The following is a 14,591-nucleotide window of genomic DNA, read 5'->3' as shown; positions in this document are numbered from 1 at the left end:
TTTAATCTTCTATAAGTTAATTACCAATAAAATTGTTTATTAATATTGAGGATCGGATGGCAAATTTTATTACTCTTTTTGCTGATAAGCCCTTAAATCTAGTACTTGGTGGATCACTATCATCAATTACTGTGGCTTATCAAACTTACGGCTCACTAAATGAAGATAAATCTAATGCAATACTGCTTTGCCATGCATTAACGGGAGATTCAGAGCCTTATCTCGATATAGAATCAGATAATAAAGGATGGTGGCAAAACTTTATTGGATCTGGATTAGCCTTTGATACCGATAAATATTTTTTTATTTGCTCTAATGTATTAGGAGGCTGTAAGGGAACAACAGGCCCCGCATCAATCAATCCCGATACCAATAAACAATATGGCAGCCTATTTCCTATTATTACCATCCAAGATATTGTAAAAGTACAAAAAGCATTACTTGATCAATTAGCAATCCCTCATTTAAAAGCCGTAGTCGGTGGCTCTTTTGGTGGAATGCAAGCTACGCAATGGGGAATATATTATCCCGATTTTATGGATAATATTGTCAATCTCTGCTCTACTCTCTCACTCAGTGCTGAAGCGATTGGCTTTAATCATATAATGAGACAAGCCATTATTCATGATCCTAACTTTAATGGGGGCGATTACTATCATAAAGCGCCTCCTGAAAAAGGATTGAAAATAGCGAGAATGCTCGGCATGCTAACCTATCGTACCGATATACAATTGACCAAAGCGTTTGGACGAGAAACAAAGCGTAGCAGTGAATTTTATGGCGACCATTTCCAAGTTGAATCATACTTGAGCTATCAAGGTGAAAAATTTCTTTCTCGATTTGATGCCAACAGTTATTTACGCTTACTGCGCGCACTCGATCTATATGATCCAGCATTGGGCTTTGAAAACCGCCAAGACGCTCTTTCAAGAATTAAGGCACGCTATACCTTAGTCGGAGTAAATAGCGACCAACTCTTTAAAGTAAATGATATAAGACAAAGTAAACAAGAACTTGAAATGGCAGGCATACCGGTTGAATTCTATGAAATTTATTCAGTATTTGGGCATGATGCTTTTCTGATTGATTATGAATTCTTTGCCCCTATGATTAAGCAAGGAATCTCAAAATAAAGTGGAACTAGGCACTCTTTATACGACTTGGCAAAATGGCTTGGAATAATTCCCGACTTTTTAATGGAGCAGACCCTAAATAAGGTTTTAATGCCATGCGAGTAAAGCGTTTTGCGGCTTGTTGGGTACTTTTTTCTGAAAAGTCTAAGCAAGAAAATGCCAGTAAATCTTTGCCTAAAAAAGTTTGGTTATTCTGGAGTAATGAGGCAATAAAGCCTTCATTTTGATAAAACTGATAAGTCATTGTAGGGGAAACATTTTCACCTGTTGCAGCACAATGTGTAAAATTTACTGCGTAACCGAGCGCTTGTAAGATTTTAAATTCAAAAGTACGCAAAATAGGTTCGATATTTTCTGCCTTTACCGCTAAATGAGTAATGCATTGTAGATAATCTTGAAATAAATCAGGATAGGCAGTGTTATGTTCTAGTACTCGAGATAGCACTTCATTAACATAAAACCCACTATATAAGGAAATGGTATTAAGGGGTAAAGCTAACGAAACTGGCTCAGCTTTGGTTAAGGTTTTCAACTCCCCTTTTCCCGTCCATCTTAATAGAAGGGGGGTGAAAGGTTGTAATACAGCTTTAAGTGGCGAACGAGGTCTTCTTGCACCCTTAGCAAGTAATGTAATACGACCATCATTTTCAGTAAAAAAATCTACAAGTAAGCTCGTTTCACTATAATTTTTACGGTGTAAAACAAAACCACGTTGCCACTGTTCACTCATATTGTGATTAAGATTAGTTAAAATTACTCATCAATGTAGCCTAAACTTCTTAAGGCTCGTTCATCATCAGCCCAACCTGCTTTAACTTTAACCCAAAGCTCTAAATGGACTTTATTATCAAACAAGCGTTCCATATCTAAGCGAGCTTCTGTACCGATTACCTTAATTTTTTGTCCGCCTTGTCCGATTACCATTTTTTTCTGACCTTCACGTTCAACTAAAATTAATCCGTTAATTTCATAAGTGCCACGCTCATTCGTTTTAAATTGCTCAATTTCAACGGTAACCGAATAAGGTAATTCTTCACCCATAAAACGCATTAATTTTTCACGAATAATCTCGGATGCCATAAAGCGTTGCGAACGGTCTGTGACATAATCTTCAGGATAATGATGAATCCCTTCTTTAAGCGATTCTCTAACAAATTTTTCCAAAATATGTACGTTTTTACCACGTTGCCCTGAAATTGGAATGATTTCTTTGAATGGGAATTTTTCACTTAATTTAATAATGTGAGGGAGTAATTCCTCTTTCTCTTTCACATTATCAATTTTGTTAATTGCTAATACCACGGGTACTTTAGTACCACGTAATTTATTTAATACCATTTCATCGTCGTCAGTCCATTTTGTGCCTTCAACGACAAAAATGACTAAATCAACATCACTAATCGCACTACTTGCTGCACGATTCATTAAACGATTAATCGCACGTTTTTCTTCAATATGCAGTCCTGGAGTATCTACATAAATTTCTTGATAAGCGCCTTCCGTTTTAATCCCTAAAATACGGTGACGAGTTGTTTGCGCTTTACGTGAAGTGATCGAAATCTTTTGCCCTAAAATTTTATTTAATAATGTTGATTTGCCTACGTTAGGACGACCTACAATGGCAATAAAGCCACAATATGTTTTTTGTTCTGTCATTTAATTTCTCTATGCGCTTTATTAGCACGAATAATAATAAAATAAGCGGTGAGTTTAACTCTATTTTTTGCAAAAAATTATTAGGATCTAACCGCTTGCTAATTTTGTGTTACTTAATATTTAGCTTTGCAATAACTTGTTCAGCTGCGTGTTGTTCTGCTTTACGACGGCTTGTACCTATCCCAATCACAATTTCAGGTAACTTCTCAACTTTACAGCTCACTTTAAACATTTGATTATGCGCTTCACCTTTAATATCAATTACTTCATATTCAGGTAAGCTGAGTCTTCTACCTTGTAAAAATTCTTGTAAACGTGTTTTCGGATCCTTTTGAGCCTCACCTGGTTTCATATTTGCAAGTAAGTCCTTATACCAATCGTAAATACGCTCAATCGCTTTATTCATACCATTATCGAGATAAATCGCAGCAATAATCGCTTCTACACAATCGGAAAGAATAGATTCACGACGACATCCTCCGCTTTTCAACTCACCCGCACCTAATTTTAAGTAATCACCTAATTCAAACTGACGAGCTACAACCGCTAAAGTATGCTCCTTGACTAAAGCAGCACGCATTCGGCTTAATTCACCTTCATCTGATTTGGGGAATTTTTCGTATAGGGCTTTGCCAATCGCAAAATTAAGAATGGAATCGCCCAAAAATTCAAGGCGTTCATTGTTATGAGATGCAGCACTGCGGTGCGTTAATGCTTGTTGGAGGTAATCAAGGTTAGAAAATTGGTAACCTAATTTTTTCTGTAATCGTTCTAATTGCATGATATGTATGATGAATTATCCTATTTTTGTTAAGTTGTTAATATAGAAATTGTTATATTGGAAACAAGGTGGTTACTCACCACCTTGTTTATCGTCACTATTTAATTGAGGTAAAAATACGATCAAAGCGTAATCCTGTTGGGTATTCATTAGCTTTTTTATCTAAACTCAACCAAATAAATGTTGCCTTACCCACAAAATTTCTATTTGGCACAAAGCCCCAGAAACGACTATCTTCACTGTTATCACGGTTATCACCCATCACGAAATATTCGTCTTCAGGTACAACCCAAACACCTGGTTCTTGACCTTCTTGTTTAAAGAAGTAAGGTTCATAATTAAACGGATACGGATTATTCAAGATTTGATGAGTTACATCACCTGTTTCTGTACGTTCAACTTGCATTTCACCGTGATAGAAAAACTCTGGATTTGGCTTACCTTGACTATATTGAAGATGCTCAACTTCACCTGTATCGCCATGAATCACTGTCAGCTCTTGGGTTAAGAAATCATATTTTACTGTATCACCGCCAACACCAATCACACGTTTGATATAGTCCACACTCGGTTGCTCTGGTGCTTTAAATACTACCACATCTCCACGTTGAGGTTTACCTGTTTCGATCAAAGTTGTTTGCCAAATTGGATCTTTAATGCCATAGGCATACTTTTCTACTACGAGGAAATCCCCTACTCGTAAGGTAGGTTCCATTGAACCACTTGGGATTTGAAATGGCTCTAAAATGAATGAACGTAATACTGTTACAAAGAATAACACCCCAAAAAGTGAAGCAAAAAATTCACCAATCGCTGAACGTGGCTGAATTTCTTTCAATTCTTCGTCTGTTAATTCTCTACCTAAACGCTTTTCTTCACGCGCTATTTTTGCCTGACGACGTGGATTTGCACTAAATTTATAAAACCCAGCAAAAGCACCACAAATAATCACAAGCGTAACTAAAATGATCGAGATCGTATTAGGTAATTGCATTGAATCTAATACTCGCCAAGCGCCGTATAATATAGCAATAAAAATAATTGGCACTAAATTTGCCATTGTTGACTCCTTAACACTGGAAGTTAAAGTAAATTAAGCGGTGAGATCCTGTATTATTTTTGAAAAAAATAATAACATCCTACCGCTTCTCTACTCACTTTATCCTATTTATTAATCTTTACCTACATGTAAAATTGCTAAGAATGCTTCTTGTGGCACTTCAACGTTACCCAAAGACTTCATGCGCTTTTTACCTTCTTTTTGTTTTTGTAATAGTTTCTTCTTACGGCTCACGTCCCCACCATAACATTTTGCTAATACGTTCTTACGCAATTGTTTTACGGTTGAACGTGCAATGATATGGTTACCAATCGCAGCTTGAATAGCAATATCGAATTGCTGACGTGGAATCAATTCTTTCATTTTTTCCACTAATTCACGACCACGATAAGGCGCATTCGCTTTATGCACAATCAAGGCTAACGCATCAACACGATCACCATTGATCATAATATCGACGCGTACCATATCTGCCGCTTGGAAACGCTTGAATGCATAATCCAATGAAGCATAACCACGAGAGGTGGATTTTAAGCGATCGAAGAAATCAAGCACCACCTCGCCCATTGGGATTTCATAGGTTAATGCAATTTGGTTACCGTGATAAACCATGTTGGTCTGAACACCACGTTTTTCTACACAAAGTGTAATCACATTACCTAAATATTCTTGAGGAACAAGCATATTACATTCTGCGATTGGTTCACGAATTTCTGCCACGTTGCTCAATGGTGGAAGTTTCGATGGGCTGTCAATATAGACTACTTCCCCATTGGTTTGTTCCACTTCATACACTACGGTCGGTGCAGTGGTAATTAAATCGAGATCATATTCGCGCTCTAATCGTTCTTGAATGATCTCCATGTGCAATAAGCCCAAGAATCCGCAACGGAAACCAAAGCCTAACGCCGTTGAATTTTCCGGTTCATAGAAAAGTGATGCATCATTTAAACTGAGCTTGCCTAACGCATCTCGGAAGGCTTCATAATCATCTGAACTGATCGGGAATAAACCTGCATAAACTTGTGGTTTAACTTTTTTAAAGCCCGGTAATGCTGTCGTTGCAGAGTGATGGTGAGAGGTTAATGTATCCCCTACTGGCGCTCCTAAAATATCTTTAATCGCACATACAACCCAACCTACTTCACCTGTTTTTAATTCGGTTGTATCAATTTGTTTTGGTGTAAAGATACCTAAACGATCCACATTGTAGGATTGTCCAGTACTCATCACTTTAATCTTATCGCCTTTTTTGATCACACCATTTTTCACACGAACCAGTGAAACGACACCTAAATAGTTATCAAACCAAGAGTCGATAATCAATGCTTGTAATGGAGCTTCAGGATCACCTTCAGGCGCTGGAATTTTAGCGACAATTTCTTCTAAAACTTCTTCAATACCCTGCCCTGTTTTTGCAGAACAACGTACCGCATCGGCAGCATCAATACCCACGATATCTTCGATTTCTTCTGCTACTCGATCTGGCTCTGCCGCAGGTAAATCAATTTTATTAAGAATTGGCACAACCTCAAGATCCATTTCGATTGCGGTATAACAGTTAGCAAGGGTTTGTGCTTCAACGCCTTGCCCCGCATCAACCACTAATAACGCCCCCTCACAAGCCGCTAAAGAGCGAGATACTTCATAAGAAAAGTCCACGTGTCCTGGAGTATCAATGAAGTTAAGCTGATAAGTTTCCCCATCTTTTGCTTTATAATTTAGGGTTACACTTTGTGCTTTAATAGTAATACCACGTTCACGTTCTAAATCCATTGAATCAAGAACTTGAGCCGCCATTTCACGATCTGATAATCCACCACAGGTTTGAATTAATCGATCTGAAAGTGTCGATTTACCGTGGTCGATATGTGCAATAATTGAAAAGTTACGAATATTCTGCATGTTCATAAGGGCAGTAAATGTCCTATTTGTTAGGTTTATCATAAAAGAAAAATAATCGATGGATTGTACCTGAAATTCGCTAAAAATGAAGAAGAAAGCGGTCGGTTACCCGTAATTTTTTGCAATTCCAGACAATACCCTCTATTTATTTATCAATAATTTGCTAAAAATCAGCTTTCTTGCAAAGAATCTACTTTGTATATTTCAAAAAAAGCCATTTTTTGCTATAAAGAGCGAGTTTTCGAAATCAATTAACTTTATTAAATAGGAGAACTTATGGAATTGGTATTTATTCGTCACGGTTTTAGTGAATGGAATGCAAAAAACTTATTCACTGGTTGGCGTGATGTCAATCTAACAGAACGTGGTGTTGAAGAAGCAAAAGCAGCAGGTAAAAAATTACTTGATGCAGGTTATGAATTCGATATCGCTTTCACTTCTGTTTTAACACGTGCAATCAAAACTTGTAATATCGTTTTGGAAGAATCTCACCAATTATGGATTCCACAAGTTAAAAACTGGCGTTTAAATGAACGTCACTACGGTGCATTACAAGGCTTAGATAAAAAAGCGGCTGCTGAAGAACACGGTGATGAACAAGTGCATATTTGGCGTCGTTCTTATGATGTATTGCCACCATTATTAGACCCTAAAGATCCTAACTCTGCACATAACGATCGTCGTTATGCACATTTACCTGCTGATGTTGTACCAGATGGTGAAAACTTAAAAGTAACATTAGAACGTGTATTACCATTCTGGGAAGATCAAATTGCTCCAGCACTGCTTTCTGGTAAACGTGTACTTGTTACTGCACACGGTAACTCACTTCGTGCATTAGCAAAACACATCATGAATATTTCTGATGCAGACATCATGGATTTTGAAATTCCTACTGGTCAACCATTAGTTTTAAAACTTGATGATAAATTAAACTTTGTTGAGAAGTTCTATTTATAATATTCAAACCAACCAAAACTAATGAAACAAGGCGGGAATTTCCCCGCCTTTATTTTTCTTAAAACTACTTTTCTTCGATATTTCCGCTAACCTTTCCAATTCATGATAAATCATATATACTCGCTAGCCTGAGTTGGTTAGACAATCGCTGGTTTATTGAAGCCCTCAAATTCGCATTGCGTAAACTAGGGGACAAGTAGACGAGAGGAAAGTCCGAGCTACACAGGGCAGAGTGCCAGATAACGTCTGGGAGGCGTGAGCCTACGACAAGTGCAACAGAGAGCAGACCGCCAGTTTAGGCTGGTAAGGGTGAAAGGGTGTGGTAAGAGCGCACCGCATGGCTGGCAACAGTTCATGGCAAGGTAAACTCCACTCGTAGCAAGACCAAATAGGAATCCAACGAGTTGCCCGCTTGGGATTCGGGTAGGTTGCTTGAGCGTATGTGCGAACATGCGCCTAGAGGAATGATTGTCCGCGACAGAACTCGGCTTATCAACCAACTCAACTTAATTTTTTTAGGACGAACAGAACTTTCTGTTCGTTTTTTTGTATATAACATTATACAATTTTTTCACAAGCGGTCAGTTGGTGTTAACAATTTGTAGACAACCTTCAACTTCGATCATGGACAATTAGATGAAAAAATACTTTTTAGGTTTACTCGGACTTTTCTGTGTAAATCAAGCCGCCCTTGCTCATCCCCACTCTTTTGTTGATATGAAAAATCAAGTGCTGATTACAGATGATACATTAAAAGGGTTTGCAATGAGTTGGATGTTGGATGAAATTACTTCCGCAGAACTTTTGTATGAAATCAATCATGCAGAAGATAAATCAGAAGCCATCCAAAAAATTACCGATGAACTTTCCACCTCTGCGGTAGAAGCTCATTATTTTAGTGAGTTCTATAATGAAAAGAATGAGCCGATAAAGTTTAAAGCCCAGCCTATTAATCCTTCGGTTGAAATTCAAAAGAATCGCATTATATATCACTTTGAATTAACACTAGCGAAGCCACAACCATTGAAAGGTCATACGTTTAGATTATATACTTTCGAACCAAGTTATTATCTTTCAATGAGTTATGAGAAAGCAAGTGATGTGACTGTTACTCCTCAATCGGTTTGTAAAGTATCAATGGAAGAACCTCAGGTTAATGATTCTTTACGCCTTTACGCTTCTTCGCTAGATCAAACAGAAACACCCGATATGCCAACAACCAGTAGCTTATCTCTCGGGGCATTATTTTCTCAAAAGGTAAATATAGTATGTCAGTAAAATATAAAAAATTACTCTGGGTAGTTGCACTATTACTACTCATTATTGCTATGTATGAGGCCTATCCTTACCTTCTTTTTAAAGTCATGGAATGGCAACGTGAATTCAATTTACAAATATCATCCTCTTTACGTGCACTTAATGAAAATAGCCAGCAAGCTGGTTTATGGTTAATGGTGGTTAGCTTCATTTATGGCATATTTCATGCCGTAGGGCCTGGTCATGGTAAATTCATTCTAGGAACCTATCTTTCTCTTGAAACAACCAAAATACCAAAGACAATTAAAATCACACTGCTTGCAGCGATGTTTCAGGGATTAGTTGCAGTTGGCCTAGTGACATTATTAGTCGTTGTTCTTACGCTATCTCGTCAACATTTTAATCTTACGTTAACATGGGTTGAACGCGGTAGTTTTATCGTGATGATTCTATTTGGATGCTATTGGATCTACCAAAGCATTAAATCTGTATGGAAAAATCTTGCGAAGAAAAAAGAAATAATCAAACCGATAAAAATAAAGAAAATTCAATCTATCCAGCAACCCGTGGCTTATACCGCTAAGCTTGCCGCAGATCACGTTCACTCTGAGCATTGTGGCTGTGGTCATAAACATCTTCCTTCATCGGAAGAAATGGAGAATATCCAAGATTGGAAATCTATGATGATGGTTATCATTAGTATTGGTCTTCGCCCATGTACTGGTGCCGTATTAGTATTATTCCTTGCTTATACCATTGATCTATATCTTTGGGGAGTAGCTTCTGCATTAGTGATGGCTTTAGGTACGGGATTAACTCTAACATTATTTGCACTGTTTGTATTGTTTAGCCGTAACAAAGCTATTGAAACAAGCCGTTGGTATTTTTCTATGCATACCAATAAACAGCTTGTCGTTGGAATGAAAGTCATGATGGGTATCTTTCTTATCGGATTTGGCACAATGCTATTCCACGGAAGTTTAATTGATACAACGACTCTCCTATTTGGTGGAAGATAACTTGCCATTATTTTTTTTTATAAATATCATTAAAAAAACTTTTAAAATGTAAAAAAATCGTTACAATGTTGGCATTATTTTTTCCAACATAGAGAGGTTATTCATTTATGGAAAGCATTGTAACGATGTTTGAATCAGTTCTAAGGTGGATTGTTGAGCATGTAGATGGCCCATTATGGGATATTACTACTATCACATTACTTGGAACGGGATTATTTTTCACTATCACAACAGGTTTAATCCAGTTACGCTTACTTCCGCAAAGTATTCGTGAAATGTGGTTTGGGCGTGCATCTACTGGTGATGCTCTAACACCATTCCAAGCATTCACTACAGGTCTTGCGAGCCGAGTTGGTGTAGGTAATATTGGTGGTGTAGCAACTGCTATTGCACTTGGTGGTCCTGGAGCAGTTTTTTGGATGTGGATCACCGCATTAATTGGTATGAGTAGTGCTTTTGCGGAATCATCACTCGCTCAAGTTTATAAAAAAAGAGATGCTGATGGTATGTTTCGTGGTGGTCCTGCCTACTATATTTCTCGAGGATTAAAAGCACCTTGGTTAGCCGTTGCTTTTGCCGTTACTCTTATCTTTACCTTCGGTTTTGCTTTCAATGCTGTTCAAGCTAACTCTATTGTAGAAGCAACAAAAAATGCGTGGTCTTGGGATCCCCAATATGTCGGGATTGTATTAGTTATTATGACTGCTGCCATTATTTTTGGTGGTGTAAGACGAATTGGTAAACTCTCTGCAAGAATCGTGCCTATGATGGCTTTATTCTATCTAATTATTGCCGTAATTATTCTTGGAATGAATTTTGGAAAAGTCCCTGCTGTACTATCAAATATTATTGCTAATGCATTTGATTTTTCTTCAATGGCTGGTGGATTATTTGGCTCATTATTTTCTCAAGCAATGCTATTAGGTGTAAAACGCGGTTTATTCTCAAATGAAGCAGGTATGGGTTCTGCACCAAATTCAGCAGCAACATCTGATGCAAAACATCCAGCAACACAAGGGTTAATTCAAATGTTAGGCGTATTTGTTGATACTATTATCGTTTGTACAAGTACTGCAATTATTATTTTAATGTCCGACAATTATGGGAGTGAAGCCCTCAATGGTGTATCACTTACTCAGACTGCATTAGAATTCCATGTGGGGGAATTTGGCTTACATTTCCTTGCTTTCATTATCTTACTATTCTGTTATACCTCTATTGTTGGTAACTATGCATACGCAGAAAGTAATATTCGCTTTATACGTAATAGACCTGGATTTATTCTTGGATTCCGTTTAGTTGTACTTTTCTTTGTATATTTTGGAGCGGTACGTAGTGGTGGTATTGTTTGGGCGTTCGCTGATACCGTTATGGCATCTATGGGTATGATTAACTTAGTATCAATTATCTTACTTTCACCAATTGTTTGGATTATTCTTAAAGACTATAAAAAACAGCTCAAAGCCAATAAAGAGCCTGTTTTCAACGTAGAAGAATATCCACAATTAATTAAGCGAGGAGTCGATCCGACAGTATGGAATGGTAAACAATAAAATATAAATTCCAACATCATTTTAATATCAACCCCAATTATGAAAATAATTGGGGATTTTTATTACTAAAGTTTCTATATTGATTCAATATTAATCGTTTAAAAGTTATTAATAAACAATAATTTATTTAATTTTTTAGAAAAATAAATCAAAAAACAATTCTATTATATAAAATTAGTAAACAATATTTTTCCAAAAACTGGCTTTATCTATCGAATAGTAGGCATATAATGCAAACCGTGAATTGGATTGAAGTTCAATTTATCTACTCCAAGTTTGAAGTAGTATCGTTAAATTAATTATATGGAGACGAAATTATGTCTAACAAAAAACTTCTTGAATTATTGACTCCAGAAAACAGCCAATTAATCATTATCGACCACCAACCACAAATGGCATTTGGTGTACAATCAATCGATCGTCAAACATTAAAAAATAATGTTGTTGGATTAGCAAAAGCAGCAAAAGTATTTAATATTCCAACAACAATTACAACAGTAGAAACAGAAAGCTTCTCAGGACATACTTATCCAGAATTATTATCAGTGTTCCCTGATCATAAAATCTTAGAACGTACATCAATGAACTCTTGGGATGACCAAAACGTACGTGATGCATTAGCAAAAAATGGACGTAAAAAAGTTGTTGTTGCAGGATTATGGACTGAAGTTTGTAACTTAAGCTTCGCATTATGCGCAATGCTTGAAGGTGACTATGAAATCTATATGGTTGCAGATGCTTCTGGCGGTACTTCTGCTGATGCACACAAATATGCAATGGATCGTATGGTTCAAGCAGGTGTTGTTCCTGTTACATGGCAACAAGTTTTACTTGAATGGCAACGTGACTGGGCACGTAGAGATACTTATGATGCAGTAATGGATATCGTAAAAGAACATTCTGGTGCATATGGTATGGGTGTTGATTATGCTTATACAATGGTACATAAAGCTCCAGAACGAGTTGAACATGGTGAACGCATCGGACCAAACCCAGCAAAATAAAAATCAATTTTTGATTAATAAATAAATGATGAGCGGTGCGATTTTACCAAAACAGTAACAATCGAACCGCTTTTTTACAGGTAAAAAAAATGAAAATGTATCTTCTTAGCTTTGGTGTCGGAATTTTAGTCGGTGTAATTTATTATGCTTTAGATGTTCGATCTCCTGCACCTCCTATTGTCGCGCTATTAGGTTTACTTGGTATGCTCATTGGTGAACAAGTCATCCCTGTAGCTAAAAGTATGTTTACAGGACAAAGCTTTGTTAATGCTTGCCAAGAAACTAACGCTACAAAATCTGTTTTAGGAGAGCTACCAAGTAAACATTCGATAACAGTGGAGGATAAAAATCATGACAAATCAAATTCCTGATATCATTTTTTACAATGGTAATATTACAACCTTAAATAAAGCTCAACCTGTTGCTCAAGCTGTAGCAATTAAAGATGGAAAATTTTTAGCTGTCGGCTCAGATTCAGATGTTGTCCCTTTAGCCGGTGAAAGTACTCGTAAAATTGACCTAAAAGGTCGAGGCGTATTACCAGGACTTTTCGATAATCATACTCACGTTATTCGTGGTGGATTAAATTATAACCTCGAACTTCGTTGGGATGGAGTGCGTAGCCTTGCTGATGCACTTGCTATGCTAAAAGCACAAGTTGATATTACCCCTGCACCACAATGGGTACGTGTCGTTGGTGGATTTACCGAACATCAATTTGCGGAAAAACGTTTACCAACGATTGATGAAATCAACGCAATTGCACCAGATACACCCGTATTTATTTTACACCTATACGATCGTGCATTACTCAATGCCGCAGCATTACGTGTTGTCGGTTATACAAAAGATACACCTAATCCAGTGGGTGGGGAAATTGTACGAGATAGCCAAGGTAATCCAACCGGTTTATTATTAGCTGCACCAAATGCAAGCCTTCTATACGCAACCCTAGCTAAAGGTCCAAAACTTCCATTTGAATATCAATTAAATTCAACTCGTCATTTTATGCGTGAATTAAACCGTTTAGGTATTACAGGTATTATTGATGCAGGTGGTGGTTCTCAAAACTATCCAGATGACTATGAAGTTATTCAAAAATTATCTGATGAAAATCAGTTAACTGTACGTATTGCTTATAACTTGTTTACACAAAAACCGAAAGAAGAAAAAGAAGACTTCTTAAATTGGACATCTTCAGTTAAATATAAACAAGGTAATGACTATTTCAGACATAATGGTGCTGGCGAAATGTTAGTATACTCTGCGGCTGACTTTGAAGATTTCCGCCAACCTCGCCCTGATATGCCACCTCAAATGGAAGGTGACTTAGAAGAAGTGGTGCGTATTTTAGCTGAAAATAAATGGCCTTGGCGTTTACATGCAACCTATGATGAAACTATTTCTCGTGCATTAGACGTATTTGAAAAAGTCAATAAAGACATACCATTAGAGGGTATCAATTGGTTCTTTGACCATGCTGAAACAATTTCAGATAAATCTATCGACCGTATCGCTGCTTTAGGCGGTGGTGTCGCCGTACAACACCGTATGGCATACCAAGGTGAATACTTTGTTGAACGCTATGGTGCTGCTGCGGCAGAAGCCACTCCACCAGTGAAGAAAATTTTAGATCGTGGAGTAAAAGTCTCTGCGGGTACAGATGCAACCCGTGTTGCCTCTTATAACCCTTGGGTCGCACTCTCTTGGTTAGTTACTGGTAAAACAGTAGGTGGAACAAGTTTATATCCTCGTGCAAATCTTTTAGATCGTGAAACTGCGCTACGTATGTGGACAGAAAATGTTTCATGGTTCTCTAATGAAGAAGGTAAACGTGGACGTATCGAAGTGGGACAATTTGCTGACTTTATCGTACCAAGTAAAGATTATTTCACCGTACCAGAAGATGAAATTTCTTTCTTAACTTCACATCTTACTGTGGTTGGTGGACGTGTAGTATTTGGTGATGGTGATTTCACTTCCTTAGACGATAATCCAGTCCCACCAGCAATGCCAGATTGGTCACCAGTTCGTAAATATAAAGGATTTGCGGCTTGGGGCAATCCTGAAGGCGCTGGTAAAAACTCATTATCCCCAATTCGCCAACAAGCTGTTGCAAGCTGTGGCTGTGGCAGTGCTTGTGGTGTACACGGACACGATCATGCGAGAGCATGGGGATCTAATATACCTAGCTCAGACCTCAAAGGTTTCTTTGGGGCATTAGGTTGTTCTTGCTGGATGGCTTAATTTTAACTTATTGTTA

The 14,591-nt window shown here is 37.5% G+C and carries 13 protein-coding genes and 1 other RNA gene; 9 read left to right on the top strand and 5 right to left on the bottom strand.

Annotated features, from left to right (window positions below; all coding sequences use genetic code 11):
* Positions 1 to 56 precede the first annotated feature (56 nt).
* Positions 57 to 1,133 (top strand): homoserine O-acetyltransferase MetX, encoded by a 1,077-nt coding sequence (metX, locus tag A6A10_RS03715; protein ID WP_121121858.1) that lies wholly within the window; start codon positions 57 to 59, stop codon positions 1,131 to 1,133.
* A 7-nt stretch (positions 1,134 to 1,140) separates the two neighbouring features.
* Here metX and recO read toward each other — a convergent pair whose 3' ends face one another.
* The 5 genes from recO to lepA form a co-directional block, all read right to left on the bottom strand.
* Positions 1,141 to 1,863 carry a DNA repair protein RecO gene (gene recO, locus A6A10_RS03710; RefSeq protein ID WP_121121860.1) on the bottom strand — a complete coding sequence of 241 codons (723 nt, stop codon included), beginning with the start codon at positions 1,861 to 1,863 and terminating at the stop codon, positions 1,141 to 1,143.
* Between the two features lie 23 nt (positions 1,864 to 1,886).
* Positions 1,887 to 2,789 (bottom strand): GTPase Era, encoded by a 903-nt coding sequence (gene era, locus A6A10_RS03705; RefSeq protein WP_121121863.1) that lies wholly within the window; start codon positions 2,787 to 2,789, stop codon positions 1,887 to 1,889.
* Between the two features lie 109 nt (positions 2,790 to 2,898).
* Positions 2,899 to 3,570 carry a ribonuclease III gene (gene rnc, locus A6A10_RS03700; RefSeq protein ID WP_121121865.1) on the bottom strand — a complete coding sequence of 224 codons (672 nt, stop codon included), beginning with the start codon at positions 3,568 to 3,570 and terminating at the stop codon, positions 2,899 to 2,901.
* A gap of 97 nt (positions 3,571 to 3,667) precedes the next feature.
* Complete coding sequence (lepB, locus tag A6A10_RS03695; RefSeq protein WP_121121867.1) at positions 3,668 to 4,630, bottom strand: signal peptidase I; 963 nt, start codon at positions 4,628 to 4,630, stop codon at positions 3,668 to 3,670.
* 111 nt (positions 4,631 to 4,741) lie between these two features.
* Positions 4,742 to 6,535, bottom strand: a complete 1,794-nt coding sequence (gene lepA, locus A6A10_RS03690) for a translation elongation factor 4 (RefSeq protein WP_121121870.1) — start codon at positions 6,533 to 6,535, stop codon at positions 4,742 to 4,744.
* 276 nt (positions 6,536 to 6,811) lie between these two features.
* Between lepA and A6A10_RS03685 the strand changes: the two genes are divergently transcribed.
* The 8 genes from A6A10_RS03685 (at position 6,812) to A6A10_RS03650 (ending at position 14,575) form a co-directional block, all read left to right on the top strand.
* Positions 6,812 to 7,495: a 2,3-diphosphoglycerate-dependent phosphoglycerate mutase gene (locus A6A10_RS03685; RefSeq protein ID WP_121121872.1), complete on the top strand. Its 684-nt coding sequence runs from the start codon at positions 6,812 to 6,814 to the stop codon at positions 7,493 to 7,495.
* Between the two features lie 129 nt (positions 7,496 to 7,624).
* Positions 7,625 to 8,003, top strand: an RNA gene (gene rnpB, locus A6A10_RS03680) — RNase P RNA component class A.
* A 128-nt stretch (positions 8,004 to 8,131) separates the two neighbouring features.
* Positions 8,132 to 8,773, top strand: a complete 642-nt coding sequence (locus A6A10_RS03675; protein WP_121121874.1) for a DUF1007 family protein — start codon at positions 8,132 to 8,134, stop codon at positions 8,771 to 8,773.
* Positions 8,764 to 9,771, top strand: coding sequence for a nickel/cobalt transporter (locus A6A10_RS03670; RefSeq protein ID WP_121121876.1), 1,008 nt, complete (start codon positions 8,764 to 8,766; stop codon positions 9,769 to 9,771). Before A6A10_RS03675 ends, A6A10_RS03670 begins: the two co-directional genes overlap by 10 nt.
* 107 nt (positions 9,772 to 9,878) lie before the next feature.
* The gene (locus tag A6A10_RS03665; protein ID WP_121121878.1) at positions 9,879 to 11,324 is read left to right on the top strand and encodes an alanine/glycine:cation symporter family protein; all 1,446 of its coding nucleotides are present in this window, start codon (positions 9,879 to 9,881) and stop codon (positions 11,322 to 11,324) included.
* Between the two features lie 317 nt (positions 11,325 to 11,641).
* Positions 11,642 to 12,328, top strand: coding sequence for a hydrolase (locus A6A10_RS03660; protein WP_121121880.1), 687 nt, complete (start codon positions 11,642 to 11,644; stop codon positions 12,326 to 12,328).
* Between the two features lie 89 nt (positions 12,329 to 12,417).
* Positions 12,418 to 12,699 carry a DUF1427 family protein gene (locus A6A10_RS03655; RefSeq protein ID WP_121121882.1) on the top strand — a complete coding sequence of 94 codons (282 nt, stop codon included), beginning with the start codon at positions 12,418 to 12,420 and terminating at the stop codon, positions 12,697 to 12,699.
* Positions 12,680 to 14,575 carry an amidohydrolase gene (locus A6A10_RS03650; RefSeq protein ID WP_121121884.1) on the top strand — a complete coding sequence of 632 codons (1,896 nt, stop codon included), beginning with the start codon at positions 12,680 to 12,682 and terminating at the stop codon, positions 14,573 to 14,575. The genes A6A10_RS03655 and A6A10_RS03650 overlap by 20 nt, the downstream gene beginning before the upstream one ends.
* The last annotated feature ends 16 nt before the right edge of the window (positions 14,576 to 14,591 follow it).

This window comes from Otariodibacter oris, from assembly GCF_009684715.1.
Taxonomy (GTDB): domain Bacteria; phylum Pseudomonadota; class Gammaproteobacteria; order Enterobacterales; family Pasteurellaceae; genus Otariodibacter; species Otariodibacter oris.
This window is presented reverse-complemented; position numbering and strand designations above follow the sequence as displayed.